Source organism: Comamonas testosteroni ATCC 11996 (genome assembly GCF_000241525.1).
GTDB classification, from domain to species: domain Bacteria; phylum Pseudomonadota; class Gammaproteobacteria; order Burkholderiales; family Burkholderiaceae_C; genus Comamonas; species Comamonas testosteroni.
This window is the reverse complement of the sequence record NZ_AHIL01000028.1, coordinates 1-26,334: the sequence shown is the minus strand read 5'-3', so window position 1 is coordinate 26,334 and position 26,334 is coordinate 1. Positions and strand designations below refer to the sequence as shown.

Below are 26,334 nucleotides of genomic sequence, written 5' to 3'. Positions count from 1 at the left end.
CTATATAATTCGCTCACTCTGAAATGCCCAGGTGGCGGAATTGGTAGACGCACTAGTTTCAGGTACTAGCGGGTAACTCCGTGGAGGTTCGAGTCCTCTCCTGGGCACCAAACACGGCAAGCCGTTGCATGCAAATGCAGCGGCTTTTTTGTTTTTGCACCGTGCCTTTAAGCCACATACACCAGGAGCGAGGCACTGGCGCAAGCTGGCTCCTTCGTCTGCCGCACTCCCGATCCTGCGGGCCGAGGAAAATAGCTCAAGCCCCATAAAACTCTGCCGACAACTTGCACAAAAAAGTGCCCCAACTCGTCTGGCAGCTACTTTGAACGCTATATAATTCGACTCACTCTGAAAGCCCAGGTGGCGGAATTGGTAGACGCACTAGTTTCAGGTACTAGCGGGTAACTCCGTGGAGGTTCGAGTCCTCTCCTGGGCACCAAACACAACAAGCCGTTGCATGCAAATGCAGCGGCTTTTTTGTTGATGCTCCCCCGACAGTCAGCAGTACATATGAAAAAGGGAGCCTAACGGCTCCCCTTTTTCTTTAGCAACCGCCTCCCATCGAGGCGACATGTCGCTTACTTGCGCAGCAATTGCTTGAGTGCGGTCTGCAGGCGACGGGCAGATGCCTCATCGCTGACACTACCGAGCACAGTGGCCACGTCCTGACCCCATGTCTGCTGGGGCGAAGGATCGTTGCGGCGGGTCAGCATCTGCAACTGCAGCGCACGGCGTGCTGCCAGCTGATCGGCCGGAGTGTGCACATCGGCAGCCATTTCCAGGCGCAGCAGGGCCTCAGCAGCATTGCCCTTGGGCGCAGCAGCCACAGCACCGGACCAGGAAGAGCGCACAGGCGCCGTCACCTTGCTGCCCAGTTGCTGAGCCGATGGCAGCTGCGCAGCATCACGAGCCTGCCAGGCACCGAGCAGCTGAGTCAGCGCTTCGCCGTGCGCCTGGGCCGCCAGCTTGCGCAGAGCTTCCTGGGCATGCTCCACGGCATCACGCTGGGCGCGGAAGGCCGGATCGGCCAGGCGCGGTCCGCGCTCCTCGCGCGTGAACTCGCGACGGCCACGGCCAGCATCACGACTGTCACGACCACCGCGCTCACCGCGCCCTGCATCACGACCACGGCCGCCATCCTTGCGATCGCCAGGACGACCACCAGCAGCTGCTGCAGCTTCCTTCCTCATGCCAGGGCGGTCATCGCCACGCACGGCTACCACGGGGCGTGCCGGCTTGGCCGCTGCAGCGGCTTCGCTCGCTTGCGCCTCAACAGCGTCAGACGCTTGCTCTGTCTGAGCCTGGGGCTGGTTTTCATCAGACTTGGCGGGCTGAGCCTTGATGGCTGCTTCGAGCTCGGCCAGCGCTGCATGAATCTTCTGCACATCGCCGCTGGCATTGGCCGCCTCGACCGCCTTGGATGCATCCAGCACGCGGCGATCATGCTCGGACAGCTCGACCGCTGCCTGGCTGCGACCACCACGCTCCACGCTCTTGCGATTGAAGGCATCGTCCAGCGGCTTGCGGAATGCATCCCAGAGCTTTTGCTCATGCTTGCGATCCAGCGGCACCACCTGGGCTTCAGCCTGCCAACGCTGCTGCAGCGCCTTCACGGCATCGATGCGCAGGCTAGGCGCCGCGCCCAGGGCCGTAGCCTCGTCGATCATGGCATGGCGACGCTCCAGGCTAGCCTTCTGCGCCGTCTGCAGGGGCGCTTCGGCAGCAGCCATGGCCTGCTTGAACAGGGGTTGCAGTTCGGCAAACAGCTTTTCGCCGATATGCCCGCTTTCGCGCCAGCGTTCGCCAAACTGGCGCAGTGCGCGCAGCATGTTCTTCCAGTCCTGGCTCGCGGAATGCTCTGCGGCCCAAGCCTTGATTTCTTCGATCAGCGCCAGACGCTGGGCCTTGGCCTGGGTGCTGTCCTGACGAATCTTGTCGTGCCAGGACTCCACCACCTTGTAGGCCGCGTTGCAGGCCTCATCAAACTTCTTCCACAGCGCATGATTGGCCACGGCGCCCTGGTCGGCCTGCTTCCACTGTTCGCGCAGACTGCGCAGGGTTTCCTGGATCTTGCGACCACCCAGTGCCTGACCTTCGGGACGGTTGAGCAAGGCTTCAGCCTTGGCCACCAGGTCTTCGCGCAGTTTCTCGGCCAGATGGCGCTGCCAGCCCTCGGCTTCACCGGCGGCCAACAGAGCCTCATGCACTTCGCTCACCAGAGCCTCGTCCACAAAGCGGCCATGGGCCTTGATGGCTGCGCGCATGGCTTGCACGGCTTCGGAGCCGGCTTTGCTGTTGCCAGCTGCAGTTTCAGCCTTCAGCGCCTGCAGAGACTGACCCAGGCCAGCCTTGGCGGCTTCCACCTGTTCGGGCGTGGGCTTGCCACGGCTGGCAGCAGCTGCGCGCGGTGCAACGGGCTTGGCCACTTCCACAGCAGCAGCTTCGGGAGGCAGTCCACGGGCCACGCGGATTTCGTCGGCCCAGACAGGGACCGTGGGCAACGGCGCTGCTTCGTCGGCGGCAGCGGCCTCGGTCTGTGCCAGTGCAGACTGGAAAGCATCCCAAACCAGCGCCAGTTGCGCAGAGGCTGCTTCCAGCTGAGGAGGGAAACGACCGTCCACACTGCTCCAGCTGGCGTCGCCGGTCAGCTCCTTGGCCTGCTCCTGCCAGCGCGCGACATCGACCCCCAGGGCCTCCAGCACTGCCTTGGCATCCTTCCAGGACTTGATGGACAGCACTTCGATGCGCTGCGCCAGCAGCAGCGCCACTTCGCGCTGCACCTGGGTGCGATGCTGCAGGTCTTCCACAGCCTTCACGCGCTCGCCCAGTCGGGCCTTGAACTGCGACAGAGGCTCGCGCGACAGCGCGGCACCGGCCTTGGCCGCATCACGCTGCCAGGCGGCTGCAGCTGCTGCATCAAAGGGCTCTGCAGCCAGCAGTGCCTGAGCCTTCTCGGCCCATTCCACGGAAATTTTTTCCTGATTCGCGGTGCGACGGATTTCGTCAAGGCGTTCGCGCACGGCACGGGCAGCACTCTTGTCGCCCTTGCTCAGTTCCTTGTGAACGTCCTGGAGTTGCTCGACCGTGGGCTGAGTCGCCAACCAGTCGCGAATGCGAGCGGCGCGATCACCCGACGTCTCGGCGGAGAAAGCACCACCCGTCAATGCATCCAGCGGATGTTGCTCAGTATTCTTGGCAGAGGCCGGGTTCACTTCAGATGCATCAGACATGGTGCTGCTAGGAGAAATAGATGTCATGTAAGGGTCAGAAAATGCTTGGCAGCCAGCGCAGTCAACGCTGCAACGGGCCAGTGCCAACCCACATGAGGGCAGACTTTCCAAGCGCAAGCCCAGGCACATGAGCACCTGGGCAAACCGGTATTTTCGCCTTTATTTAAAGGCAAGCCAAAAAATGCGAAATCGCAAGGTGTTTTGCAGCACTTTCATCACTGCGCAGACAGGCTCAACTGGGCACGTGGCGTCCAGTCCTTGTCCTGCACATCCAGCTTGGGAGCCCCAAGGAACAGACGCTCCAGCGGCAGCTGTTGCGTGGCCAGATAGTCCCGCACAGCCACGCCGCGCGCCAGAGCCAGCTCGCGCATGGCATCGTCAGGCACCTTGATGCTGGCCACCAGCAGCGCCGTCATCTGGTCGGCAGGCAAATCCTTGGCCATTCCGACCATGTTGCGGGGCTTTTTGATATCGGCACGACCGTAAACGGCCTTGAGCAGAGCTGGGCGCTCGGCTTCGCTGAACTCCATCACCTCGTCGCCACTCTTGCCTTCGCGAATCACGTTGCGGCGCTTTTGGGCCAGCAGCAGACGATCCAGCTCTTCAGTCTTCCAGGCCTCCTTGTCTTCGGCCTCACGCGACTCCCCCACCACCGTCATCTTGAGCGCGGGACGGTCGTTGAGTGCCTTGACGATCTTGGCCAGTTGCTCGCGGGCCTTGCCATCGAGCCTGGCACTGCCCGGCGCAAAGCTGACTGCACCCGACTCGTCGCCCCCCGAGAACGCTCCCGACAGCAGCGCAAACGGCGCGGTCACGGCCTTCATGATGATGTTGCCGATCACCTTGAAGATGATGGGCGCCAGACGGAACTGCGGGTCGTTGAGCGATCCGCTCAGAGGCACATCGAGATCGATCACGCCGTTGCGATCGGACAGCAGGGCCACGGCCAGCTTGACGGGCAGCGATGCGGGCGCGCCTTCCACCTTGTCGCCAAAGGTCAGTTGGCGCAGCACCAGCTTGTTCGATGCCGTGAGCTGCCCATCAGGCTGCACCTTGTAGTTCACATCCATATAGAGCTTGCCGCGCTCTATGCCATAGCCCGCATACTTGATGGAATAAGGAGACAGCGGCGACAGCTCCAGGTCATTCATCTGAGCGCGTACATCCAGCGCCAGAGGCTTTGCCAGCGGGTTGACCTTGCCGCTGATATCGAGCTTCGCCGTACCCTGGGCCTTGCCCTTGATTTCAAGATCGGCCATTTGCGGCTCTACCTGGCCTGCAGGAGCCTGCGAAGAAAAGGCGCTCAGACGGCCGTTCAGCTCACTCAGATCGGCCGAGTAGTTGGGCTGAATGAAGTAGTCAGAGAACTGCACCTTGCCGCCCGTCAGCACAATGGGCCCGACCTTGATGATGGGCGCGGGGCCGGCATCTTCGGGCTTTACGGGCTCGGCAACAGGCTTGCTGAGCTCGGGCTTCTCGCCGGCAGCCGCCTGGGCGTTCGCCTCTTCGTTCTGCGCGACGGACTGCTCGGACTTTTCGGTCTTCACAATGTCCTGAAGATTGATGCGGCCGTTGCGCTGCACGATGACGCGCGCAAAAAAGTCGCTCAGCGCGGTTTCGCGCACGCTCACCCGCAGCGGCTGGGCCGGCTGCATATTCAGGTCCAGACCGCGCACCACCAGTGTTTTCCAGGCCAGCAAATCATCGCCCAGACCCAGACCTGTGCGCGCAGCCAGTGCCTTGGCACGGTCTGCCGTGGAGTCATTGAGCACCGCCGTCAGCGCGCCCTTGGCAGTACTGGGCTTGCCCACCTCCTCCTGCACAGGAGCCGCAAGCGTGGAGCGTACGCGCAGGTCGTTGAGCTCCACATCCCCCGACACCGCCAACTGCGGCCCCTTGGCATGGGCCAGATAATTGAGCTTGCCCCGGAAGTTGCCGTCGGCACGCACCAGATCCACATTGAGCTTGTGACCGAAATACGGCTCCAGCGCATGCAAGGGCACGCCACGGGCCTGCAACTGCCCCTGAGCCGAAACAGGGGTCAGCCCCAACTGACCCTTGAACTGAATATGACCAGCCTGCACACGCCGACTGGCAGCGAACTGAGCCGAGACCTCCAGCGGAGTCGGCGCAGCCTTGGCTGCCAGAGGCTCGAAAGCACCCAAGCGTAGGCGCAAGGCGCTCACATCCAGCTGCACAGGCCGCGCATTCCCGCCCTGCACAGGTGCTGCATCGCGAAACTGCAGCGCACCGCCATCCACGGCAATCGCTGCCAGCTTGACCGACCAGGGCTTACCCGGCTCCGCCTTGCTGCCCTGCGTTGCCGGCTTGGCTGCAGGCGCTGCCACGGGCAACCAACGCTCGTACATCCAGTGCCCTTGTGCGTCACGCAGTGCCGCGAGCTGCGGCTTCTGCACGGCAATGGCCTCCACCTGCACCTGCCGGGCCGCAAGATCGACCTGAACGCCGCTGACCTTGATCTGCTCGATATTGACGGGAGCCTGCTTGTCCTGCAGTTGCAGCTTGTCGGCGGTCAGCTCGGCCACCTCTGCCACTACCCCGCCCTCACCCCAGGAGATCCGGGCATCGGTATTGAGCATGGCGCTGAGCTGCGGCTTGAAGTGCGCCTCTATATAGGGCTGCACCCATTGCAGCGGCATCTGCTCGAGCTTGAGATTGAGCTTGCCCGCCTTGTCCGTGGCTTCTCCGTCCACAATCAGCCTGGCCACCCCTTCCGCCCGGGCCTGCTCAGCCGTTTGCAGGCCTGCAGTGGCCGTCAGTTGCAAAGGCGCATTCATGGGCCAAGCCAGATTCTTGGCCTGCAGCACCAAAGGAGCCAGCGTCAGCGCCGCAGGTGCCGCACCTGTTGCGGCATCCTGCCAATGCACGATACCGCCTTCAATATCGAACTGCTGCACGCCGACGACCAGGGGCTTGCCAGGCTTTTCGGCCTTCGCATCTGTCTGGGCCGGAGTGCTGGCCTCGGCGGAGGCGGGCTCAGGCCCGGCCTTCTCAAGCGGCGCTGCGGGGGCGACGGCCGGCGCATTCAACCCCAGCCAGTTGATCACGCCCTGCGCATTGCGGCTGGCATGAATCTCGGGCTTGACCCAGCGCACAGTCTCCAGCGCAATCTGGTTCTGCAGAGGCTGAACATTTCGCAGTTGCACTTCCAGCGCCTCAAAGTTCAGCAGCGGCGCACTCTGGCGGTCTTGCACCGCGACATTGCTCAAGGCCAGCTTGCCGCTGATGCTGACCACAGGCTGGTCTTTTTGCTCGAAGCTGATCTGCAGATCCGTGTCCAGCACGCCAGACATAGGCTGCACGGGAACGCTGGCAGGCACATAGCCCAGATAAGGGGCCAGATCGATGTGCTCCCATTTGAGTTGCATCGCCGTCTGGCGGGTGTCGGTGAACGGCGTGCTCTCGCCCGAGGTATCGAACTTGCTGCCGTTGAGATCGAAAGCCAGATGCGGCAGCACCTTGATCTCGCGCTTGGAGGCCAGATTGCTGATGAAGGGAATGCTCAACTGCAAGTCCTTGAGCTCGTGCCTGCGCTGCACAAACTCGTCATTGAGCTCGATACGGCCGTCGCGCAATGCAATGTTGTACAGCGCAAAGCTCAGGGGCTTGGACGACTCTTCGTCATCGGGCTGCATGAGCCTGGCAATCACGTCGTCAATATCAAGCTTGCCCAGTGAATGCTGGGTCAGGCGCACCACGGGCGCATCGACCTCGATTGCATCCAGCACAGGAGCGAGTCTGAACAAGGACTGTGCACTGGCATTGATGAAGATGCGCTTGATCTGTATCTGTGGCTCGGCGGCAGACTTCAGATCTTTCTGAGCCGCAGACCCCTCTGCATCAGCAGTTTCAGCTACTTTCTTTATAGCTTTATCGATCACCAGATCATGCAAGGTGATGGACATGGCCCAGGGCGCAAACTCAATCTTGCCCACATGGACGCCGCGCCCCAGCTTCTCGGAAGCCCGTTTTTCCAGCTGGCTCTTGGCGACCCAAGGCACTACTGCCCAGAGCAGCAGCCATAACAGCAAAAGAGCAAGAACAGACCAGATCAGCCGACGAAGCCAGCGATTCGATGTGAGCAAGGACATGGGCAATTGTTATTGATGCAGAGATTGAAAGCCTTCCAAGACTCTCAGGGGCGGGATCCGCCACGCGCCCGGAACACCACTGTACCTTGAGCGCACCCTGGTGTATCTAGATTGCGCTCTATATATAGATAGAGGCAAGAGGCGTTTCCAGGGAGAAGTTTGCGCTATCGAAATACCCGCCAGAGGCAGATGAGCACGAAAAAATGCAAACAATGCACCGCAGAAAAAGGCTCGCCGGAAATGACAAAGCCCGGAAGTGGCGAAACCGACTTCCGGGCTTTACGGCCGGTACCAGACCGGGCCGTTTTTCGCGGTTCAAGGAGGGTGTGGTCCTTGCCGCTGGAAGCAACGATTGCTCCCTTTTGTGCCTCAAGCGAAGATAAAGAGCAAGTGCCAACAGCCCATGGAATCAAAGGCCTCGGCGGAGTTTGCTTTTCCTTTCCTTTGGCAAGCACCTGCAACGTGCAGGCAGATTCACTATATCTGTGCTCGTGTAGGGCTACCAGGCTTTTTGCACTTTATTTCGCCTTGATGACAAATAAAACGATGTGAGCGTATACACCTCTTGAATCCGTGATTTTTTGCTGTAATTTTTTGAGCAAACTGTACATTCATACAGTTTTTATATAATTTTAAAATCTAAAAAGTATTTTTGTTAGTGTTGACTGAATATTTAGGGCGCTTCTAGAATCCGCCAGCGCTCGAAATGAGCGTTTTTTGTTTCCGCTGCCTCACGACTGAGCAGACCGATCGGCGCCCCAAGGGGCGCTTTTAATCGGCCCGCAGCAAACCTCATCGGCCAGTTGTCCTGGTTGCTCCGCGAGATTGATCCGGTGCGACCTCGGGCGATAGCCAAGAAAGGACAAGCTATGCCAGCGTCAGGAAAATTAATCGCCTCCGCGCGAACGTTGGGCCATAAGACGGCCCACGGTTTTCTTGCTCTTACTCACAACGGTTTCGCCCTGCTGGGCTTGGCCGTGGCCATTTCGGCCCTGATTTTGATCTCTCGTCCGGACCTGCGTCTGGCCGGCGCCACCGAACTGCGCGAGTGGCTCGACACACGCCTGCCCGCCAGCACCGTTGTGGCTGCCGCCGAAGTGGAGGAAGCCCCTGCTTCCGCCAACATCGTCGTCGCCAGCGACCGCGCCACGGCCGTCAACCCCAAGAACCTGCCCAAGGAGCAGGCGGCTGTCGCCTACTGGCTCAGCAAAAAATACCGGGTGGCGCCCGAACCGATTGCCGCCCTGGTCAGCGAAGCCTATGCCCAGGGCAAGGCCAACAAGCTGGACCCGACGCTGATTCTGGCCATCATGGCGATTGAGTCGAGCTTCAACCCGTTTGCCCAAAGCTCGGTCGGCGCCCAGGGCCTGATGCAGGTGATGACGTCCGTGCACACCGACAAGTACGAAAGCTTTGGCGGCCAGCACGCGGCCTTCGACCCCGTTACCAACCTCAAGGTCGGTGTCAAGGTGCTCAAGGAATGCATTGCCCGCGCCGGCTCCATCGAGGGTGGCCTGCGATATTACGTGGGCGCAGCCAATCTTCCTTCGGACGGCGGCTATGCGGCCAAGGTGCTTGCCGAACACCAGCGCCTGCGCCAAGGCGTGGGTCTGCAGGCCAGCCCGCTGATGACAGCCAAGTCCGACGAAGCCACCAAGGTCTCTCACGCTCAGCAAGTGGCACTGGCCAACTCCAACCTCTAAGCGGCAGATCCCTGCATTTCTCAAGCTGGCTGCGGCCAGCTTTTTTTATGCCCCGATCAAGGCCAGCGGGAAAAACGGGCATAGGCTCTGCAGCCATGCCGGCTCAGCTACACTAGCGGGTGTACGCAACTGGCGATAGGCGCAGAATTTTCTGCCGCTGACGTGGAATCCGGCAGACTGCAAGGTCTGTGAACCACCGGGGAGCGTACCGCCCAGGGTCGCAGCGACTGCAGCCTGCAAGCGTTTCAGCCGTTCGCCTGGGCAGCCCTTGGCCTCAAGGGAATTTCTAAGTTCACAGGACTGCCATGTTTCAACGCACCGATACCGTCGCGAAAGTCGACCCCGAACTGTTTGCAGCTATTGAAGCTGAAAACCATCGCCAGCAAGAGCACATCGAGCTGATTGCCAGCGAGAACTACTGCTCGCCCGCCGTGATGGAAGCCCAGGGCTCCCAGCTGACCAACAAGTACGCCGAAGGCTACCCAGGCAAGCGCTACTACGGTGGCTGCGAGCATGTGGACGTGGTCGAGCAGCTGGCCATTGACCGCATCAAGCAGATCTTTGGCGCCGAAGCCGCCAACGTGCAACCCAATTCCGGCTCTCAGGCCAACCAGGCTGTGCTGATGGCTTTTGCCAAGCCCGGCGACACCATTCTGGGCATGAGCCTGGCCGAAGGCGGTCACCTGACCCACGGCATGGCGCTGAACATGTCCGGCAAATGGTTCAAGGCCGTCTCCTATGGCCTGAACGCCGACGAAGCCATCGACTACGACAAACTCGAAGAGCTGGCCCGCGAGCACAAGCCCCGCATCATCGTGGCCGGCGCTTCCGCCTATGCCCTGCGCATCGACTTCGAGCGCTTCGCAAAAATCGCCAAGGAAGTCGGCGCCATCTTCTGGGTGGACATGGCCCACTATGCCGGTCTGATTGCTGCAGGCGTGTACCCCAACCCCGTGCCCCACGCCGACGTGGTCACAACCACCACTCACAAGAGCCTGCGCGGCCCCCGTGGCGGCGTGATCCTGATGAAGGCCGAGCACGAGAAGGCCATCAACAGCGCCATCTTCCCCGGCCTGCAAGGCGGCCCCCTGATGCATGTCATCGCCGGCAAGGCCGTGGCGTTCAAGGAAGCCCTGACTCCCGAGTTCAAGGCCTACCAGGAACAGGTCGTGAACAACGCCAAGGTGTTTGCCGAAACGCTGACCGAGCGCGGTCTGCGCATCGTCTCCGGCCGCACCGAAAGCCACGTGATGCTGGTGGACCTGCGCGCCAAGGGCATTACTGGCAAGGCTGCCGAAGCGGCCCTGGGTCTGGCTCACATCACCGTGAACAAGAACGCCATCCCCAACGACCCCGAGAAGCCCTTCGTGACCAGCGGCATCCGTATCGGCACCCCTGCCATGACCACCCGTGGTTTCGGCGAGGAAGAAGCCCGCATCACTGCCAATCTGGTGGCCGATGTGCTGGACAAGCCCGAAGACGAAGCCAATCTGGCTGCCGTGCGCGCCAAGGTGGCCGCACTGACCGCCAAGTTCCCTGTCTACAGCAAGTAATTCCTGCTGCGCTGAGCTGTCATGAAGTGCCCCTTCTGCAACCACCCGGACACGCAAGTTGTTGAAACCCGCGAGTCCGAGGACGGGGGCTTCATCCGCCGCCGCCGCCGCTGTGGCGGCTGCGACAAACGCTTCACGACCTATGAGCGCCCCGAGGTCAGCTTTCCGACCGTGGTCAAGAGAGACGGCCGGCGCATCGAATATGAGCGCGCCAAGCTGCAAGGCTCTTTTCAGATCGCGCTGCGCAAGCGCCCCGTGAGCACCGAGCTCATCGATGCAGCCATAGAGCGCATCGAGGACAGGCTGCTCAATCTGGGCCAGCGCGAAATCGACTCCAGCCGCCTCGGCGAGCTGGTGATGGACGAGCTCAAGGGCCTGGACAAGGTCGGCTATATCCGCTTTGCCAGCGTCTACCGCAGCTTCGAGGATGTGGACGACTTCAAGAACATCATGGATGAGGTTCGCAGTCCCAAGGCCAAGGCCGCCAAAAAACCATAGGCCTGCCTGCCGTACCATGCCAAAAGCCACCCTCGGGTGGCTTTTGTTTTGCGCGCCTGACGGCAGGCATACACTATTAATTCATGAGCATCTAGCGCATGATTTCAAAAGAAATCAGATCGTTTCTTATCTGATTTCCTTAATAAACGCGCATAATGCGCTCCTTTAAAGGTAGCACCATCGGGCCGCTGCGGCTTTGCTCGCGCACATGCTCGGCCAGGGCATCCAGATCCAGCATGCCGCCCACCACATCGATACCTTGCGTGAAGGTGCTGAAATTGTCGCCGCCGCTGCCCAGATAGCTCTGCAGTCCCACGCGGTAGCGCTGCGGCATCTCGAGCAGCCGGCCGTTCAGGCGCAGCTCGCTCACGCGCCGGCCTGCGGGCTGGCTGCGGTCGAAGCGGTAGCTGAAGCCCTCGGACACCTGCAGGATGCGCGGCGCACTCACGGTGTTGCTGCCGCTGTCGAATTGCTGCTCCAGTGCCTGGCGAATCTGCTCGCCCGTCAGACTCATCACCATCAGCGTATTGCCGAACGGCTGAACGCTGAACAACTGTCCATAGGTCACACTGCCGTCGGCCGCAGGCAGCAGATCGGCGCGCACGCCGCCGGGGTTCACAAAGGCCAGTTGCGCCCCACCCGCTGAGGCATCGCGCGTGGCAGCGAGTATGGAGTCGGCCACGATGCGCCCCATCACGCTTTCGCCATTGGCTTGCGGCATGCGGCTGGCAGCTGCGGCCAGCCGCCCTGCTCCGGCCTCGGCCAGCGGCCGGGCCGCAGCCTTGTAGCGCGCCACCAGCGCCGCAACGGGGGCATCGGCGTCAAAGACGGGGAATTCGGGTTGCAGGCCCACCATGCCGCTGGCGCTGCGATAGGCCTCGCCCTGCACAATATTCTGGTGCGCGGATTTGCGGATCACGCGACGTGTGCGCGCATCCACCGTCAGTCTGACTTCGGTCAGCAGCGTCCCGTACTGGCCGGCACTGGTCAACAGAAACGGCTTGCGGGCATTCACCCTGGCGTAATCGCAGATATAGGAGCGATGGGTATGACCGGAGATCACCACATCGACCTCGCTGGAGAGCTGCTCCAGAATCGGCACGATGGCGCCGGAGAGGCCTTTGCAGCTATCGTCCTGCAGGCCGGACGTGGTGGCCCCGCCCTCATGGATCAGCAGCACGATCACATCGGCGCCCTGCGCCCTCAGCTGTGGAATCAGCGCATTCGCAGTCTGTGCCTCGTCGGCAAACGTCAGCCCCTCGACCCCGCTAGGGCGCACCATATGCGGCGTGTTCCTGAGCGTCATGCCGATAAAGCCCACGCCTGTGCGCAGACCGTCCTGCTCGAAGAACTTCAGCCCGGTCGCGGGAAACAGCGGCCGGCCGTCGCCGCGCAGCGTATTGGCCGCGAGAAACGGGAACTCTGCCCCCTTGAAGGGCTGGCTGATCTGGCATGGCTGCTTGCTTGTGAACTTCTCGCAGCCACCGTTTTGCATGCGCAGCAGCTCGGCCACGCCCTGGTCGTATTCATGATTGCCGGTGGCCGCAAAGTCCACCCGCATGAGGTTGAGCACCTCTATCGTCGGCTCATCGAGAAACAGCGCCGAGACCATGGGCGAAGCCCCGATCATGTCTCCGGCCGTGACCAGCGCCACATGGCGGCTGGCCTGACGGCGCTGGGCGATGGCCCGGGCCATATAGGCCACGCCGCCGGCGGGCACGGCGACGTTCTGGCCCTGCGCATTCTGCGCCGTCACCGCCAGTCCGGGCGGCTCCAGATGGCCGTGCAGGTCATTGAAACCCAGCACGGTGATCTCCATGCTGGCCTGCCTTGTCACACCACCGCTGCATGCGCTCAAGCCCAGCGCGAGCAGCACAGCGCAGAGGGGAGCAGAGATCTTGTGAAAAGCACAACGCCAGCCTGGCGACAGGGCGCGAGACTGGCGTTGATCCGGTTTTTTGTCAGTTGCAACCATCGGACTCTCCTGAGTCAGAGGTTTTAACGCACAAAGCGGTCTGGGTGATGTCAGCTGGCCGAGGCCGGAATCGGAGCCAGGCCGGAATCCACATCGGCATTCTGCGCACGGTGGCGCAGCGCGTGGTCCATCACCACCAGCGCCAGCAGCGCCTCGGCGATCGGCGCTGCGCGAATGCCCACGCAGGGGTCGTGGCGCCCCTTGGTGATGACTTCGGTGCTCTGGCCGTGCACGTCGATGGATTCACGCGGCGTGATGATGGAGCTGGTGGGCTTGATGCCGATGCGCACTTCCAGATCCTGGCCGGTGCTGATGCCGCCCACGATGCCGCCCGCGTTATTGCTTCGGAAACCCTCGGGGCTCAGCGAATCGCCATGCGTAGTGCCGCGCTGGGCCACGCTGTCAAAGCCTGCGCCGATCTCCACGGCCTTGACGGCGTTCAGGCCCATCATCGCGTAGGCGATGTCGGCATCCAGTCGGTCATACAGGGGCTGACCCAGACCAACCGGCATATTGCTGGCGTTCACGCGCAGCGCCGCGCCGCAGGAATCGCCGCTCTTGCGCAGTTGCTCCATGTATTCCTCGAAGCGGCTCACATCGGCCACGGGCGCGAAAAAGGGGTTGTGCGGCACATGCTCCCAGCTCTCGAAACCGATGGGCAGCTCGCCGATCTGCGTCATGCAGGCGCGGAACTCGGTGCCGAACTTTTCCTTGAGCCATTTCTTGGCCACGGCACCCGCGGCCACGGTAGGCGCCGTCAGGCGTGCCGAGGAGCGGCCGCCACCGCGCGGATCGCGGATACCGTACTTCTGGAAGTAGGCGTAGTCGGCATGACCGGGACGAAAGCTCTGCGCGATATTGGAGTAATCCTTGCTGCGCTGATCGGTGTTGCGGATCAACAGGGCAATCGGCGTGCCCGTGGTCCTGCCTTCGTAGACGCCAGAGAGAATCTCCACCGCATCGGGCTCGTTGCGCTGCGTGACGAACTTGCTGGTGCCGGGGCGACGACGATCCAGATCATGCTGGATGTCCGCCTCGCTCAAGGCCATGCCCGGGGGGCAGCCGTCAATCACACAGCCAATGGCCGGGCCGTGGGACTCACCAAAATTGGTGACCGTGAAAATTGTGCCGAAGGTATTGCCGCTCATAGGCTGCCGATTATCGTTGAAGTGATGATTGACGGCTGCACGCTGTACTGCCTAAAGTCTTTTCACCATGCTCAAACTTGCGTTTATTCTGGCCTCGGCCCAGATGTCCGCAATGATCGGCGGCATCGGCGGTCTGGTGTTCTTCAAATTTGCACCGTCGCGCTGCGCGGGCCAATATGCCTGCGGCTACGGCAAGGCCGTGATCAGCATGGTGGTGGGCCTGGGTATAGCCTTGCTGTGCTTTGTGGGCCTGCTGCTCAAGGGGCTGCACAAGGTAAAGCCGCCAGCGCCTGTAGCCTGTATCGCAGGGACCGCACCGGCTGACTGACCGACAGCCATAAGGCAGCGCTGCGCCACCTGCAGCACACATCAGACTGGACATGAAAAACCCCGCCTCGGCGGGGTCTGCAGCAAAACGCCGGGCTTGAAAGCTGGCTTATTCAGCGCCCTGGCGCTCGCCTTCGGGCCAGTCGCGGATATAGGCCTTGAGCATGCGGTTCTCGAAGTTCTGGCTGTCCACCACGGCCTTGGCCACGTCGTACAGCGAGATCACGCCCATCAGCATGCGCTTGTCCATCACCGGCATGTAGCGCGCATGGCGATCCAGCATCATACGGCGCACCTCGTCCATATCGGTTTCCATGGTGCAGGTCATGGGCGCGTCGTCCATGGCGCCGCGCACGGAGATGTTCTCCACGCCGCCGGTCTTTACAAAACCCTGGATCACTTCACGGAAGGTGAGCATGCCCACCACATCGCCGTGATCCATCACGACCAGCGAGCCAATGTCCTTTTCCGACATCACCTGCACCGCCGCGGCCAGGCTTTCGTCGGGCGACACCGTGTACAGGGTATTGCCTTTGACGCGCAGGATGTCACTAACTTTCATTGCTGTTCTCCGAATCTGTTTGGCACGCTGTGGCAGCTTTTGTCCTGCATGTGTCAGCACATGCGGCATCGCTTTACACAGAATGCAGGTGCGTGCACAAATATAGCCCACAATGGCTTGCATTGAGAAAAACTAAAGCAATGACGAAACATATGAATTTCTACATATTCATTCGTCTATCCGACCAAATCAATATTTGATTGCGTGCTTGATCACACATTGCGTCGATCAAAACCAGCCATGGAGACACAACATGCCCGGCTACTCTGACCCCGGCTTTGACACCCTGAGCCTGCATGCAGGCGCCCAGCCCGACCCTGCCACCGGCGCACGTGCCGTACCCATCCATCTGACCACGTCCTTTGTCTTCGAATCCAGCGACCACGCGGCCAGCCTGTTCAATCTGGAGCGGCCCGGCCATGTCTACAGCCGCATCTCCAATCCCACCAACGCGGTGCTCGAGCAACGCGTCTCGGCCCTGGAAGGCGGCGTGGGCGCGATTGCCGTGGCCAGCGGCCAGGCGGCGCTGCACCTGTCGATTGCCACGCTGATGGGCGCGGGCAGCCATATCGTGGCCAGCACGGCCCTGTATGGCGGCTCGCAGAACCTGCTGCACTACACGCTGGCGCGCTTCGGCATAGAGACGACCTTCGTCAAGCCCGGCGACATCGATGGCTGGAAGGCTGCCGTGCGCCCCAACACCAAGCTGTTCTTCGGCGAGACCGTGGGCAACCCCGGCCTGGATGTGCTGGACATTCCCACGGTCAGCCAGATCGCCCACGAAGCCGGCGTGCCGCTGCTGGTGGACTCGACGCTGACCTCGCCCTGGCTGATCAAGCCTTTCGAGCATGGCGCGGACATCGTCTATCACTCGGCCACCAAGTTCCTGTCCGGCCACGGCACGGTGATCGGTGGCATCGTCGTCGATGGCGGCAGCTTCGACTGGGAAAAATCGGGGCGCTTTCCCGAGCTGACCCAGCCCTATGACGGCTTTCACAATATGGTGTTCAGCGAGGAGTCCACCACCGGCGCTTTCCTGCTGCGCGCCCGCCGCGAAGGCCTGCGCGACTTCGGCGCCTGCATGAGCCCGCACAGCGCCTGGCTGATCCTGCAAGGCATCGAAACCCTGCCGCTGCGCATGGAGCGCCATATGCGCAATACCGAAAAAGTGGTGCAGTTCCTCGCCAGCCACCCGCTGGTCAGTCGCGTGGGCCACCCGATGCTGGAGACCCACCCCTCGCACGCCTTGGCCAGGAAGCTGCTGCCGCGCGGCGCAGGCTCTGTGTTCAGCTTTGACATTGCCGGCAACCGCAACCAGGGCAAGAAGTTCATCGAAACGCTGAAGGTCTTCAGCCATCTGGCCAATGTGGGCGACTGCCGCTCTCTCGTGATCCACCCTGCCAGCACCACGCATTTCCGCATGAGTGACGAGGCTCTGGCCCAGGCCGGCATAGGCCAGGGCACGATCCGCCTGTCGATCGGCCTGGAAGATGCTGACGATCTGATCGACGACCTCAAGCGCGCGCTGAAGGCGGCCGAGAAAGCAGCCTGAGAGACCTGAACAAACATGGTTGCCACAACTTCTGCATCGCTGGACTGGAAGCAGTTTGAACAGACTTTATTCAGCATCTACTGGCAAGATGCTCAGGCGTTCCTGGCCGCGACCCCTCAGGAAAGCATCTACGCACTGGCACTGAACGGCCTGTACCGTGAGGAGGACGGCCCCATTTACCTGCCCACGCTATCTGCCAATAGCGAGCAGGCCTATTCACAGATGGTGAATGCCCCCGAGCCACAAGGGCGTTTGTCCGAATTCGACCTGGACACCGGCCAGTTGGGCTCTCTGCGCTGGAACCCGCCGGATTGGGAGTGGGAAGAGCTGGATTCGACCTCGGACTCTCAGGAGTTGCTGCAACTGGAGCAGGCCTTGCTGGCCGAGGCCAATAAAAGCACGCCTGCCCACTGGTTGCGTACCGAAGCGCACCTGATCAAGGCACTGATCCGCATCTGCAAGCAACTGACCAAAGCCTGTCAAAAATCGCCCTGGGCCAGCCAGCTCACTCCAGAGTTTACGGTGCTGATCTACGTGGAAGACACGCAGGAATGCGAAGCCATGGCGCGCCAGAGCATGGGGCAGGCGCGCTTTCTTGCATTGTTTCCCAGCCATGATCAGGAAGCGCAAAGACGCGCCAGAGTTGCCGCACTCTCCCCCGCTCAACAGCTGCAATACCACCTGAGCTGCCTGGAAGGTGTCGGGTGCACGGAGCTGGGACTGAGCCGAAAAGAGGCGCAATTGCTGGGCGAAGAGGCCGAGACTGCGCTGCTTGCCATGGATCACAGCCAGGTGGCTCATGCGCTGCTGCCCATGCTGACTCGGCCTGGCAAACAGTGGCGTGCGGCCATGTTGCTGGCCCAGATCGCTTACCGGGACGAACAGGTACTGACTGCACTGCGTCAACAGGTTCAGGCCCCCGTCCACAGTCCCAGGGAAGAAAGCGAGCGAGGCTGGTGCGCCAGTGCCTTGGGGTCGTTAGGCGACCAGGAATGGCTGCAGCAGCAAATAGGCGACACGGCCGTGCCTGTGGACAGAATCGCGCAAGGCATTGCCTACCCCTACCGCGCCTGGAACAGCAAGCCTGGAACCACGGCTCTGCACCTTGACTACGCGCCACTGGAGCGAGCGCTCGACCTCAAGCACCCGACCTTGACCCGGGCGCTGAATGAAGAGCTATCACCCGGAACCGGTTATTGCAGCCTTCGGGTTGAGGATTTGGAGCAAGCCCTCTTCGCTCTGCAGTCCGTTCACGCTCTGGTGCGCGTGCATGCTGCATGCATCATGGGAGAGCGAAGCCTTGGTGCCGCCGCTGGCAGGCGCATCACCCCTGTACTGGCACAAGCCCTGAGTCACGACAGCAACGAAGGCGTACGCTATCAGGCCATGCTGGGCCTTCGGTATTGGAAAAAAGCCAGCGCAGCGCAGCGAGCTGCGATTGAGCATGCCGCCGAACACGATGCCAGCGACAACATCCGCGAGCTGGCTCAGCAATGGCTGAGCGAACACTGCTGAACCACAAAGAACAGAACCGGAGACAAACATGCAAATCAATGTGCAAGGCGCAGACATCTACGCCTACACCGGCGGCAAGGCTTTCGACGCGGCCAAGCCCACGGCCATTTTCATCCACGGCGTGCTCTGCGATCACAGCGTCTGGGCGCTGCAAAGCCGCTATATGGCCAATCACGGCTGGAACGTCCTGGCCATCGATTTGCCCGGCCATTGCAAAAGCAGCGGCCAGGCCCCGCAAACTGTCGAAGAAGCTGCGACCTTCATCGGCGCGCTGATGGATGCGGCAAACCTGCAGCAAGCTGCGCTGATCGGCCATAGCTGGGGCAGTCTGATTGCCATGGAGACTGCGGCCAGACTGCGGGAACGCATCAGCCATCTGGTCCTGGTGGGCACGGCCTTTCCCATGAAGGTCTCGCCCGCGCTGCTGGAGTCGGCGCTGAATACGCCCGAGAAGGCCATACAGATGGTCAACACCTTCTCGCGCGCCACGCTGGCACCGCCCAATGGTGCAGGCAGCTGGGTATTTGGCGCCGGCATGGCACTGGGCCGCCGCGTGCTGGCCAGCAACACGGGCACGAATCTGCTGCATGCTGGCTTCAAGGCCTGCGACTGCTATGCAGGTGGCGAAGCCGCCATGACGCAGGTCAGCTGCCCGCTTCTGTTTGTGCTGGGCGAGCAAGACCAGATGACCCCGCCCAAGGCAGCCAAGGGACTGATCGATGCAGCCAAGGGCGCAGGCAAGACCACCAAGGTTCAGATCATCCCCAACGGCCACAACCAGATGACGGAGTCACCGGACGCGACACTGTTTGCGATTCGGGATTTTCTGGCGGCATGAGCCATTAAGCTTGGGCCATGAGCCAAACCTTCCAGCACCACGGCCAACTGGCTGACGCCTGCGCCGAATGGGCCAAGATTTCACTGAATGGTCTGCAGCCCCGGCGCAACCTCAATCTGAGCGACAAAAAAGCCGACTGGAAGCAGGCACTGAGCGCGCTCAAGCGCTTTGCCGGCAGCGATGGCTACAGAGCTCCCCAGGATTTCAAGGCACATGCCGCACTGGAGAACTACTGGAAATGGAAGGAAGCGGGCGAGCAAGCGCGCTGGCTGCTGATCTACGGCATCGATCTGGGCCTGGGCGGCGATGTGCTGCGCCCCATCTACCAGGAAGTGGCCGCGCTGTGGATTGATGCCGCCTCGGTGGCCGAGCATGCGCGCGCCAGCATGGCGCAGGAAACTGGTGAGGACTACGGCGTAGCTGCGCCCATCAACACACGCACTGACGACTACGCTATTGCCGTGACCCTGCTGTCACTGGCCACACTGCTGGATGCGCAGGATGACGTACCGGCGATTGATGAGCATGTGCTGGCCTTCGATACGGACCAGTTGCTGGATTATCTGTGCGCAGGCGGTCTGCAGCTGCAGCAGGTCAGCGAGGAGCTTTTTCACAAACGCCCTTACGGCGCCATGAAGCCATTTTTTGAACAGCTCGAAGCCCTGCCTGACCCGCTGCTGCCCTATCTGCAAACCCAGTACCAGGAGTTTCTCAAGCTCTCGCCCAAGCAGCAGAAAAAAGGCAGCCCGTGGCTGGGCACGGGTTACTGGGCGCTGGAGGTGGCCGCCCTGGCCGTGCTCTACGGCTGGGATGACAGCGCTTTGCGCGCCAGCCCCCACTACCCGGCCGATCTGGCCGACTACGCGCGTGGGCGGCTGGCTCAAACAGAGTCAGGCGATTTTTGACAGAAAAGCCGCGATGCGGCTGCTGATGCGCTCGGGCAGCTCGCGGTGCGGCACATGGCCGCCGCCGGCAATGATTTCCGCCTCGCAAGGGCCCTGCGCCCAGGTGCAGATGTTCTCGGGATGCACCAGGGAGCCGAATTCATCGAGCTCGCCGTGAATGGCCAGCACCGGGCAATGCACCTGCTTCAGGGCTGCATCCAGCCGGTAATGCGCAAAAGGCGGGCTCAGCCAGGTGTCCACCCAGGCCGACAGCACCCAGGCCGCCTTGTCGCCATGGTAGCGAGCAAGGCGCTCCAGCTGGCCGGGCTGGGCAAAGTTGTCGCGCGCCGCACTGATGCCCTGCAGCGTGCGGTCTTCGACAAAGCTCTGGGCCGATTCGGTAATCAGCGCCTGGCATTGCCTTCCATAGGCCGCTGCCACCATGGCCGCCATGCCGCCGCCCACGCTGTGTCCCAGCATCACGAAATCACCCAGGCCCAGCGCCCGGTGAAGCGGCGTGAAGCCGGCCTCGACCTCGCTCTCCACAAAACTGGGTTGAAGCCGATGCGGATTGGGGTCTGAATGGCCGAAACCCAGTCGGTCATAGGCAATGACTTCACGCCCGGTGGCCGCGGCCAGTTGCGCGGGAAATTCGCGCCACAGATCCACGCTGCCCAGGGAGTCGTGCATCAGCACCAGCGGCGCCCTGGCCGCCTCGCGCTGAGGTTGCCAGCGTTTGACATGGAGCTGCCCGTCGGGCGTCTGAACACGGGTTTCACTGGAGCTGATCACAACAGGCGGCATGGTGTCGTCAAACATGGGCAGGATCTGGGTTGAAGGCGATGAGATGTGCTGCCACCTTAGCAAGAGAGCGCTCATGGCAGCTCGGCCAGAAGCTGGAGTGGCCGCAAAGATGGCGAATCTGGCAGATTTTGAGCAGTCTTGCCGTATATAGCCTGTCGTTCAGGTGACGAAGACCTCCGGCCACAACTTGCCAGCACTCGCTAACCCGCTGGCCTGGCCATGCTGTCGGCAGTATAAAAACAGCATCACCTTCACCGGGGTTTGCCATGTCACAGACCACGACCTCAGAACCGGACGGCGCTGCCAAGGCCAGCGTGGACCCGCGTCAGTTCAAGAGCTTTGCCGAGTTCTACCCCTTCTACCTGGGCGAGCACAGCAACCTCACCTGCAGGCGGCTGCACTTCATCGGCACCAGCCTGTCGCTGGTGTTCTTGCTGGCGCTGTTTTTGACAGGCGATTGGTGGTACTTGCTCGCAGGCCTGATCTGCGGCTATGCCTTCGCCTGGGTCGGGCATTTCGGCTTTGAAAAAAACAAGCCCGCCAGCTTCAAGCGACCGCTCTACAGTTTTCTGGGCGACTGGATGATGTGGCGCGACATCTTGCTGGGTCGCATCAAGATGTAGCGCCACACCGTCTCTGAAGCGCTTGCGCTGGCCTGCTTTGCGGGCAGCGGATCGGCTGCCCATGGACCATGCGACGCTTGCCATCAGCTGTCCGGCCTTCAGTGCAGATATTCATAGATATCTGCTCACTTCCATCAAACTCTATGAATATCTCCGCCCGGGGCAGCAATCAGCTCTGCCACGGTCATGGCATCGAGCTGGGCACGCTGCCACAGCGGCCGCACCGCCTCGGACGGCTCAAGCAACAGGCTCTGCACCAGAGGCTCTACCCGCGTGGCCTGCGGATCTACCAGCAGTACATAGCGCGGCTCGGTGCTTTCAAGCGACACATAGGCATCAGGCGGCTGTACAGCCCCCACCCAGTCCAGCTTGGCCAGCGCCTGCAGCACGGGCTGAATCTGGGACGCCTCCACGCGCAGGCGCCGTGAAAGCTGGTGCACATACAGGCCCTTGTGCGGCAGCTCACGCTCCTTGGCCAGGCATTGCAGCACCTCGACAGCCAGCTCGAACTGCCAGCCCCGATGTCCCGTCAGCCGCTCCACCCCGGCAAGCACCGTGGGTAGATAGGCCGTGACCAACGCCCCCAGCAGCACAATGCTCCAGGCCACATACATCCAGATCAGCAAAATGGGAAGTGTGGCAAACGCGCCGTAGATCACCGAGTAGGTAGGCACGGATGACAGATAGAGGCCCAGTACCTTCTTGGCCACTTCCATGAACACGGCCACAAACACGCCCCCCACCAGCGCATGACGCCAGCGCACCGGCGTGTTGGGCACATAGTGGTAGAGCCCGGCCATGCCGGCGGCCAGCACCACAAACTCTATGGAATCAAAGACAAAGCGCAGGCTGCCGGGCAGCGCGTTGACCAGGCCCTTGGATGCCGACATCACATAGGACGACAGCACCAGGCTCAGGCCCAGCAGCAGCGGCCCCAGCGTGATGGCGGCCCAGTAGATCAGCACCCGCTGGCCCAGCGGCCTGAGCTGGCGCACGCGCCAGATGTTGTTGAGCGTGCGGTCGATGGTCAGGATCAGCGCAACGGCCGTGACCATCAGGATGGAGAAGCCGACCAGGCCCAGCTGACTGGCCTTGGAGGCAAACTGCGTGAGATAGCCCAGCACCTGACGCGCAATGGTCTCGGGAATCAGGCTGTCCATCAGCCAGCGCTCCAGCACCTTCTGCGCCTTGCCAAAGATCGGGAAGGCCGTGAACAGGGCCAGAGCCACGGTAAAGAACGGCACCAGCGCCAGCAGCGATGTGAAGGTAAGACTGCTGGCCGTCACACCCAGACGGTCTTCCTTGAAGCGCGCCAGCAGCACCTGGGCCGTGTTGTGCCAGGGGAAGGTACGCAGGCGCTGCTGCGCACGGCGGCTCCTGCGGCGCAAGGCCGTCTTGAGCTCCTCCTGGCTGGGCATCTGGGGCTTGGGGATACGCCCGGCCAGATCCTTGCAGCTGGCCGCCAGCGCCCTGGCTCTGTCGAGTTTGCTGCTGCGCGGGCTCTCGGCAACGCGCTGCGAGCTGTCGACAGGACTGTCGGTCACTCCTGAAACGCAAGCATGCACCGCTTTCTGTTCCTCGGCTGGTGCCGTATTCGGCGTGCAATAGCTGGTCCAACCCTGAGCTGCCGTGCTGAATGCCGCCGCAGGCGATGCGGCAGGAGCTGGCACGGGTTCGGGCCGAGCCAGATCGTTGCCAAGATCGGGCATGGGGTCGAACACCGGCTCCAGCGGTACGCCCGGACCATCGAGGCTGGGTTCCTGGCGCTGATCAAGCGGCCCTGCGCTGGCTGCCTGCGGTGCTGCAGGCGCGTCCACCGAAGCCGGCTGCATCGGCCTGTCCCGATCCGCCGTCACCGGCCTGTCTTGCTGCGTCTTGCCTTCCAGCGCGGCCCAGAAGCCGGCACGCTCGTTTTTCTTCATGACGGCACTCCTTCTCGAACGCAAAAGGAGGACGGGTGCTGCGCAACATCAAGCGCAGAACGCAAAACAAAACGACCGGATTCAAACAGAGCTGGCATGACCGATATGATGCCACTGCTATGACCGACGCCCTCTCGCCCCAAGCCGCCAAAAACACTTCTTCACCAATCCAGCAGCCAGGCTCCGACGTGGCCGCCACGCGCTGGCTGGCCGTGGGCAGTCTGCTGGCTCTGATGCTGCTGTGCGTGGCCTGGGAGCTGTGGCTGGCCCCGCTGCGCGAAGGCGGCACCTGGCTGTTTCTCAAGGCCCTGCCACTGGCGTTCGCCGTGATTGGCCTGCTCAAGCGCCGCATGTACACCTATCGCTGGCTCAGCCTGCTGGTGTGGCTGTACTTCACCGAAGGCGTGGTGCGGGCCTGGAGCGATGCCGCGCCCAGCCGCTGGCTGGCGCTGGCAGAGGTGGCGCTGTGCGTGCTGCTCTTCATCGCCTGCGCAGCCCATGTGCGCCTGCGCCAGCGTGCCGTCAAGGCAGCCCGGCTCAATCAGGCGTGATGCCTTCGAACTGCGCCAGCGTCCGCACCTGCGCCGCCAGCGCATCGAACAGCAGCTGCGCGGCCGGTGACAGCGCACGGCGCGGACGCTGAATCAGCAGCGTGCGGCGCAGAATGCGCGGCTCGTCCAGCAGGCGAAAGCCCAGATTGCCCTGCAGGCCCAGCGAAGGGTGACGCGCCGTCAGCGCCGGAACGATGCTGACCCCCAGACCCAGGCTCACGGCCTCGAACAGCAGTTGCGGATTGGACAGGCGCAGTGGTGTCTGCAGCAGGTTCTGCGGCATGCCCGGCTCCGATGCCAGCAACTGGCTGATGGCGGTGTCGGTGGTCAGACCCACAAAAGCCAGATCGGCCAGATCGGCCGCCGTCAGCCGCCCGGCCTGCAGCAGAGGCTCATCGAGCCTGGCCACCAGCCCCATGGCATCGCTGATCAGCGGCTGGGTCAGCAAATCGCCGCCGGCCGGGTGCGCCGCACCCACGCCGAAATCCACGCTGCCGGCCTGCACGCGCTGGGCGATGCCTTCGGCGCTGTCCTCGATCAGATCCACCTCGATGCCCGGATGCCGGACCCGCAAGGCCGGTAGCACCGGCAGCAGCAGCACAGCCAGCACCGACGGAGCGGCAGCAATGCGCACCTTGCCGCGGCGCAGTGCGGCCAGATCGCCAAGGTTCTGAAATCCCTGCTCAAGGGTCTCGAAGGCCTGGCGCACATCGAGCAAGAAGGCCTGACCGGCGGCCGTCAGCCCCACGGTTCGCGTGGTGCGGTCAAAAAGCCGCAGGCCCAGGGCCTCTTCCAGCTGACGAATGGATTCGGACAGGGCCGACTGCGTCAGGCACAGCTCGCGGGCTGCCGGGGCAAACGCGCCGTGGCGCGCCACCTCGGCAAAGGCACGCAGCTGGCGCAGGCTGATATTGTTCGGAAAAACTGGCATAACCAAGCAATTTATTTCGATTGTCCCGTAGTCTGCCATGCTCTACGCTTGCGGCTTCATGGTTTTCCTGCCGTAGCGCTGTGCCTGGCTTAGGATTTCCGTCTGTTCTCCCTCTCTGCCGCCCCTGCCGCGGCCTGCTTGCCATGACTTCCACCGCTTTGCTTGAATCCCTGCGCCAGATTGTGGGCGCCACCCATGTGCTGACCGATGGCGACCTCAGCGCCTACGAACAGGACTGGCGCAAGCGCGTACACGGCAAGTCCCTGGCCGTGGTGCGCCCCGGCAACACGGCCGAAGTGGCCGGCGTGGTCAAGGCCTGCGCCGCAGCCGGCGTGCAGATCGTGCCCCAGGGCGGCAATACCGGGCTTTCCGTGGGCTCCACCCCCGACGATAGCGGCCAGCAGGTCGTGCTCAGCCTCACGCGCCTGAACGCCGTGCGCCACATCGACAAGGACAATCTGACCTTCACCGTCGAAGCAGGCTGCATTTTGCAGAACCTGCAGGATCTGGCTGACCAGCAAGGCCTGCTGTTTCCGCTGTCGCTGGCCGCCGAAGGCAGCTGCACGATAGGCGGCAATCTGGGCACCAACGCCGGCGGCACACAGGTGGTGCGCTATGGCAATACTCGCGATCTGTGCCTGGGCCTGGAAGTGGTGACGCCCCAGGGCGAGATCTGGGACGGCCTCAAAGGCCTGCGCAAGGACAACACCGGCTACGACCTGCGCGACCTGTTCATCGGCAGCGAAGGCACGCTGGGCATCATCACCGCCGCCACCATGAAGCTGTTCCCGCAGCCGGCCGCCCAGCTCACCGCCTTTGCCGCCGTGCCCTCCATGGAGGCCGCCGTGCGCCTGCTGGGTCTGGCGCACCAGCATCTGGGCGCGGGACTGACGGGCTTTGAAGTCATGGGCCAGTTTGCGCTGAGCCTGGTCGTCAAGCACATGCCGCAGCTGCGCGTGCCATTTGCCGACATGGGCGACGAAGCACCCTACTGCGTGCTGCTGGAGAACAGCGACAGCGAGTCCGAACAGCATGCACGCCTGCGCTTCGAGCACCTGCTGGAGCTGGCCTTTGAAGACGGCTGCGTGGTCAACGCCGTGGTGGCGGAGAACCTGACCCAGGCCCACGACCTGTGGCATATCCGCGAGAGCATTCCCCTGGCCCAGGCCGAGGAAGGCCTGAACATCAAGCACGACATCTCGGTCGCCGCCTCGCGCATTCCCGCTTTTGTCGAGCATGCCGACGCCGTGCTCAAGCGCGAGATTCCCGGCGTGCGGCTGGTCAACTTCGGCCATCTGGGCGACGGCAATCTGCACTACAACGTGCAGGTGCCCGAAGGCGAGGACGGCAAGGCCTTTCTGCGCGACAAGGAGGCCCTGGTCAACCACCTGGTCTATGAGGCCGTGGACGCCTTCGGCGGCTCGTTCTCGGCCGAGCATGGCGTGGGTGCACTCAAGACCGACAAGCTCGAAAAATACCAGTCTCCCGTTGCCCTGCAGATGATGCGCGCCATCAAGCAGGCACTGGACCCGCAGGGCATCATGAACCCCGGCGTGGTGCTGACGCGCGGCTGATCCCGCCGCCGCCGATAAAAAAAAGCNCNCNC

The 26,334-nt window shown here is 62.4% G+C and carries 20 protein-coding genes, 2 tRNA genes and 1 riboswitch; of the genes, 14 read left to right on the top strand and 8 right to left on the bottom strand.

Annotated features, from left to right (window positions below; translation table 11 throughout):
- The first annotated feature begins 25 nt into the window (after positions 1 to 25).
- Both CTATCC11996_RS11525 and CTATCC11996_RS11520 read left to right on the top strand, forming a co-directional pair.
- Positions 26 to 110: transfer RNA gene (locus CTATCC11996_RS11525), tRNA-Leu, on the top strand.
- Positions 111 to 354: 244 nt separating this feature from the next.
- A tRNA-Leu gene (locus tag CTATCC11996_RS11520) sits at positions 355 to 439 on the top strand.
- A 139-nt stretch (positions 440 to 578) separates the two neighbouring features.
- Here CTATCC11996_RS11520 and CTATCC11996_RS11515 read toward each other — a convergent pair.
- Together CTATCC11996_RS11515 and CTATCC11996_RS11510 are read right to left on the bottom strand one after the other, a co-directional pair.
- The gene (locus tag CTATCC11996_RS11515) at positions 579 to 3,230 is read right to left on the bottom strand and encodes a DUF349 domain-containing protein (protein WP_003076234.1); all 2,652 of its coding nucleotides are present in this window, start codon (positions 3,228 to 3,230) and stop codon (positions 579 to 581) included.
- A 215-nt stretch (positions 3,231 to 3,445) separates the two neighbouring features.
- Positions 3,446 to 7,342 (bottom strand): DUF748 domain-containing protein, encoded by a 3,897-nt coding sequence (locus CTATCC11996_RS11510; RefSeq protein ID WP_003076233.1) that lies wholly within the window; start codon positions 7,340 to 7,342, stop codon positions 3,446 to 3,448.
- Positions 7,343 to 7,531: 189 nt separating this feature from the next.
- Here CTATCC11996_RS11510 and CTATCC11996_RS25520 point away from each other — a divergent pair, with 189 nt between their 5' ends.
- The 4 genes from CTATCC11996_RS25520 (at position 7,532) to nrdR (ending at position 11,096) form a co-directional block, all read left to right on the top strand.
- Positions 7,532 to 7,894 (top strand): hypothetical protein, encoded by a 363-nt coding sequence (locus tag CTATCC11996_RS25520; RefSeq protein ID WP_138983855.1) that lies wholly within the window; start codon positions 7,532 to 7,534, stop codon positions 7,892 to 7,894.
- A 317-nt stretch (positions 7,895 to 8,211) separates the two neighbouring features.
- Positions 8,212 to 9,045 carry a lytic transglycosylase domain-containing protein gene (locus CTATCC11996_RS11505; protein WP_034348900.1) on the top strand — a complete coding sequence of 278 codons (834 nt, stop codon included), beginning with the start codon at positions 8,212 to 8,214 and terminating at the stop codon, positions 9,043 to 9,045.
- A 115-nt stretch (positions 9,046 to 9,160) separates the two neighbouring features.
- A riboswitch (ZMP/ZTP riboswitch) is annotated at positions 9,161 to 9,315 on the top strand.
- Positions 9,316 to 9,350: 35 nt separating this feature from the next.
- Positions 9,351 to 10,598 (top strand): serine hydroxymethyltransferase, encoded by a 1,248-nt coding sequence (gene glyA / locus CTATCC11996_RS11500; RefSeq protein WP_003076231.1) that lies wholly within the window; start codon positions 9,351 to 9,353, stop codon positions 10,596 to 10,598.
- A gap of 21 nt (positions 10,599 to 10,619) precedes the next feature.
- Positions 10,620 to 11,096 (top strand): transcriptional regulator NrdR, encoded by a 477-nt coding sequence (nrdR, locus tag CTATCC11996_RS11495; RefSeq protein ID WP_003053388.1) that lies wholly within the window; start codon positions 10,620 to 10,622, stop codon positions 11,094 to 11,096.
- A 139-nt stretch (positions 11,097 to 11,235) separates the two neighbouring features.
- Here nrdR and CTATCC11996_RS11490 read toward each other — a convergent pair whose 3' ends face one another.
- Together CTATCC11996_RS11490 and aroC are read right to left on the bottom strand one after the other, a co-directional pair.
- On the bottom strand, positions 11,236 to 13,071 hold the full coding sequence (locus tag CTATCC11996_RS11490) for a bifunctional metallophosphatase/5'-nucleotidase (RefSeq protein WP_003076230.1): 1,836 nt from the start codon (positions 13,069 to 13,071) through the stop codon (positions 11,236 to 11,238).
- A gap of 50 nt (positions 13,072 to 13,121) precedes the next feature.
- Positions 13,122 to 14,219 (bottom strand): chorismate synthase, encoded by a 1,098-nt coding sequence (gene aroC, locus CTATCC11996_RS11485; RefSeq protein WP_003076229.1) that lies wholly within the window; start codon positions 14,217 to 14,219, stop codon positions 13,122 to 13,124.
- Positions 14,220 to 14,286: 67 nt separating this feature from the next.
- Here aroC and CTATCC11996_RS11480 point away from each other — a divergent pair, with 67 nt between their 5' ends.
- Positions 14,287 to 14,547 (top strand): hypothetical protein, encoded by a 261-nt coding sequence (locus CTATCC11996_RS11480; RefSeq protein ID WP_003076228.1) that lies wholly within the window; start codon positions 14,287 to 14,289, stop codon positions 14,545 to 14,547.
- Positions 14,548 to 14,655: 108 nt separating this feature from the next.
- On the opposite strand, the gene CTATCC11996_RS11475 is transcribed toward CTATCC11996_RS11480, so the two are convergent.
- Entirely contained in the window at positions 14,656 to 15,108 is a 453-nt protein-coding gene (locus tag CTATCC11996_RS11475) for a CBS domain-containing protein (RefSeq protein ID WP_003053381.1), read from the bottom strand.
- 253 nt (positions 15,109 to 15,361) lie between these two features.
- On the opposite strand from CTATCC11996_RS11475, the gene CTATCC11996_RS11470 reads away from it, so the two are divergent.
- The 4 genes from CTATCC11996_RS11470 to CTATCC11996_RS11455 are packed head-to-tail and all read left to right on the top strand — an operon-like array spanning position 15,362 to position 19,918.
- Entirely contained in the window at positions 15,362 to 16,660 is a 1,299-nt protein-coding gene (locus CTATCC11996_RS11470; protein ID WP_003076227.1) for an O-acetylhomoserine aminocarboxypropyltransferase, read from the top strand.
- Between the two features lie 15 nt (positions 16,661 to 16,675).
- Entirely contained in the window at positions 16,676 to 18,175 is a 1,500-nt protein-coding gene (locus tag CTATCC11996_RS11465; protein ID WP_003076226.1) for a DUF4303 domain-containing protein, read from the top strand.
- A gap of 28 nt (positions 18,176 to 18,203) precedes the next feature.
- On the top strand, positions 18,204 to 19,013 hold the full coding sequence (locus CTATCC11996_RS11460; RefSeq protein ID WP_003076225.1) for an alpha/beta fold hydrolase: 810 nt from the start codon (positions 18,204 to 18,206) through the stop codon (positions 19,011 to 19,013).
- 17 nt (positions 19,014 to 19,030) lie between these two features.
- Complete coding sequence (locus CTATCC11996_RS11455; RefSeq protein ID WP_003076224.1) at positions 19,031 to 19,918, top strand: PoNe immunity protein domain-containing protein; 888 nt, start codon at positions 19,031 to 19,033, stop codon at positions 19,916 to 19,918.
- Here CTATCC11996_RS11455 and CTATCC11996_RS11450 read toward each other — a convergent pair.
- Positions 19,904 to 20,716 (bottom strand): alpha/beta fold hydrolase, encoded by an 813-nt coding sequence (locus CTATCC11996_RS11450; RefSeq protein WP_003076223.1) that lies wholly within the window; start codon positions 20,714 to 20,716, stop codon positions 19,904 to 19,906. The two genes, CTATCC11996_RS11455 and CTATCC11996_RS11450, sit on opposite strands and share 15 nt — an antisense overlap.
- Before the next feature lie 251 nt (positions 20,717 to 20,967).
- Between CTATCC11996_RS11450 and CTATCC11996_RS11445 the strand changes: the two genes are divergently transcribed.
- Complete coding sequence (locus tag CTATCC11996_RS11445) at positions 20,968 to 21,324, top strand: Mpo1-like protein (RefSeq protein ID WP_003076222.1); 357 nt, start codon at positions 20,968 to 20,970, stop codon at positions 21,322 to 21,324.
- 134 nt (positions 21,325 to 21,458) lie between these two features.
- On the opposite strand, the gene CTATCC11996_RS11440 is transcribed toward CTATCC11996_RS11445, so the two are convergent.
- Positions 21,459 to 22,742 (bottom strand): YihY family inner membrane protein, encoded by a 1,284-nt coding sequence (locus CTATCC11996_RS11440; RefSeq protein WP_236597924.1) that lies wholly within the window; start codon positions 22,740 to 22,742, stop codon positions 21,459 to 21,461.
- A gap of 539 nt (positions 22,743 to 23,281) precedes the next feature.
- On the opposite strand from CTATCC11996_RS11440, the gene CTATCC11996_RS11435 reads away from it, so the two are divergent.
- Positions 23,282 to 23,797 (top strand): DUF2069 domain-containing protein, encoded by a 516-nt coding sequence (locus CTATCC11996_RS11435; RefSeq protein ID WP_003076219.1) that lies wholly within the window; start codon positions 23,282 to 23,284, stop codon positions 23,795 to 23,797.
- On the opposite strand, the gene CTATCC11996_RS11430 is transcribed toward CTATCC11996_RS11435, so the two are convergent.
- Positions 23,784 to 24,728 (bottom strand): LysR family transcriptional regulator, encoded by a 945-nt coding sequence (locus CTATCC11996_RS11430; RefSeq protein ID WP_003076217.1) that lies wholly within the window; start codon positions 24,726 to 24,728, stop codon positions 23,784 to 23,786. The genes CTATCC11996_RS11435 and CTATCC11996_RS11430 overlap by 14 nt on opposite strands.
- A gap of 143 nt (positions 24,729 to 24,871) precedes the next feature.
- Here CTATCC11996_RS11430 and CTATCC11996_RS11425 point away from each other — a divergent pair, with 143 nt between their 5' ends.
- Positions 24,872 to 26,302, top strand: coding sequence for an FAD-binding oxidoreductase (locus tag CTATCC11996_RS11425; RefSeq protein ID WP_003076215.1), 1,431 nt, complete (start codon positions 24,872 to 24,874; stop codon positions 26,300 to 26,302).
- Positions 26,303 to 26,334: the final 32 nt, after the last annotated feature.

What these genes read in the sequence shown, in the direction of transcription:
- CTATCC11996_RS11490 (WP_003076230.1), bottom strand. Translation starts at nt 13,071, where the DNA reads ATGGTTGCAACTGACAAAAAACCGGATCAACGCCAGTCTCGCGCCCTG.
- CTATCC11996_RS11460 (WP_003076225.1), top strand. Translation starts at nt 18,204, where the DNA reads ATGCAAATCAATGTGCAAGGCGCAGACATCTACGCCTACACCGGCGGC.
- CTATCC11996_RS11455 (WP_003076224.1), top strand. Translation starts at nt 19,031, where the DNA reads ATGAGCCAAACCTTCCAGCACCACGGCCAACTGGCTGACGCCTGCGCC.
- CTATCC11996_RS11515 (WP_003076234.1), bottom strand. Translation starts at nt 3,230, where the DNA reads ATGTCTGATGCATCTGAAGTGAACCCGGCCTCTGCCAAGAATACTGAG.
- CTATCC11996_RS11430 (WP_003076217.1), bottom strand. Translation starts at nt 24,728, where the DNA reads ATGCCAGTTTTTCCGAACAATATCAGCCTGCGCCAGCTGCGTGCCTTT.
- CTATCC11996_RS11480 (WP_003076228.1), top strand. Translation starts at nt 14,287, where the DNA reads ATGCTCAAACTTGCGTTTATTCTGGCCTCGGCCCAGATGTCCGCAATG.
- CTATCC11996_RS11445 (WP_003076222.1), top strand. Translation starts at nt 20,968, where the DNA reads ATGTCACAGACCACGACCTCAGAACCGGACGGCGCTGCCAAGGCCAGC.
- CTATCC11996_RS11475 (WP_003053381.1), bottom strand. Translation starts at nt 15,108, where the DNA reads ATGAAAGTTAGTGACATCCTGCGCGTCAAAGGCAATACCCTGTACACG.
- CTATCC11996_RS11470 (WP_003076227.1), top strand. Translation starts at nt 15,362, where the DNA reads ATGCCCGGCTACTCTGACCCCGGCTTTGACACCCTGAGCCTGCATGCA.
- CTATCC11996_RS11465 (WP_003076226.1), top strand. Translation starts at nt 16,676, where the DNA reads ATGGTTGCCACAACTTCTGCATCGCTGGACTGGAAGCAGTTTGAACAG.
- CTATCC11996_RS11505 (WP_034348900.1), top strand. Translation starts at nt 8,212, where the DNA reads ATGCCAGCGTCAGGAAAATTAATCGCCTCCGCGCGAACGTTGGGCCAT.
- CTATCC11996_RS11510 (WP_003076233.1), bottom strand. Translation starts at nt 7,342, where the DNA reads ATGTCCTTGCTCACATCGAATCGCTGGCTTCGTCGGCTGATCTGGTCT.
- CTATCC11996_RS11425 (WP_003076215.1), top strand. Translation starts at nt 24,872, where the DNA reads ATGACTTCCACCGCTTTGCTTGAATCCCTGCGCCAGATTGTGGGCGCC.
- nrdR (WP_003053388.1), top strand. Translation starts at nt 10,620, where the DNA reads ATGAAGTGCCCCTTCTGCAACCACCCGGACACGCAAGTTGTTGAAACC.
- CTATCC11996_RS11450 (WP_003076223.1), bottom strand. Translation starts at nt 20,716, where the DNA reads ATGTTTGACGACACCATGCCGCCTGTTGTGATCAGCTCCAGTGAAACC.
- CTATCC11996_RS25520 (WP_138983855.1), top strand. Translation starts at nt 7,532, where the DNA reads ATGAGCACGAAAAAATGCAAACAATGCACCGCAGAAAAAGGCTCGCCG.
- aroC (WP_003076229.1), bottom strand. Translation starts at nt 14,219, where the DNA reads ATGAGCGGCAATACCTTCGGCACAATTTTCACGGTCACCAATTTTGGT.
- glyA (WP_003076231.1), top strand. Translation starts at nt 9,351, where the DNA reads ATGTTTCAACGCACCGATACCGTCGCGAAAGTCGACCCCGAACTGTTT.
- CTATCC11996_RS11440 (WP_236597924.1), bottom strand. Translation starts at nt 22,742, where the DNA reads ATGCCCAGCCAGGAGGAGCTCAAGACGGCCTTGCGCCGCAGGAGCCGC.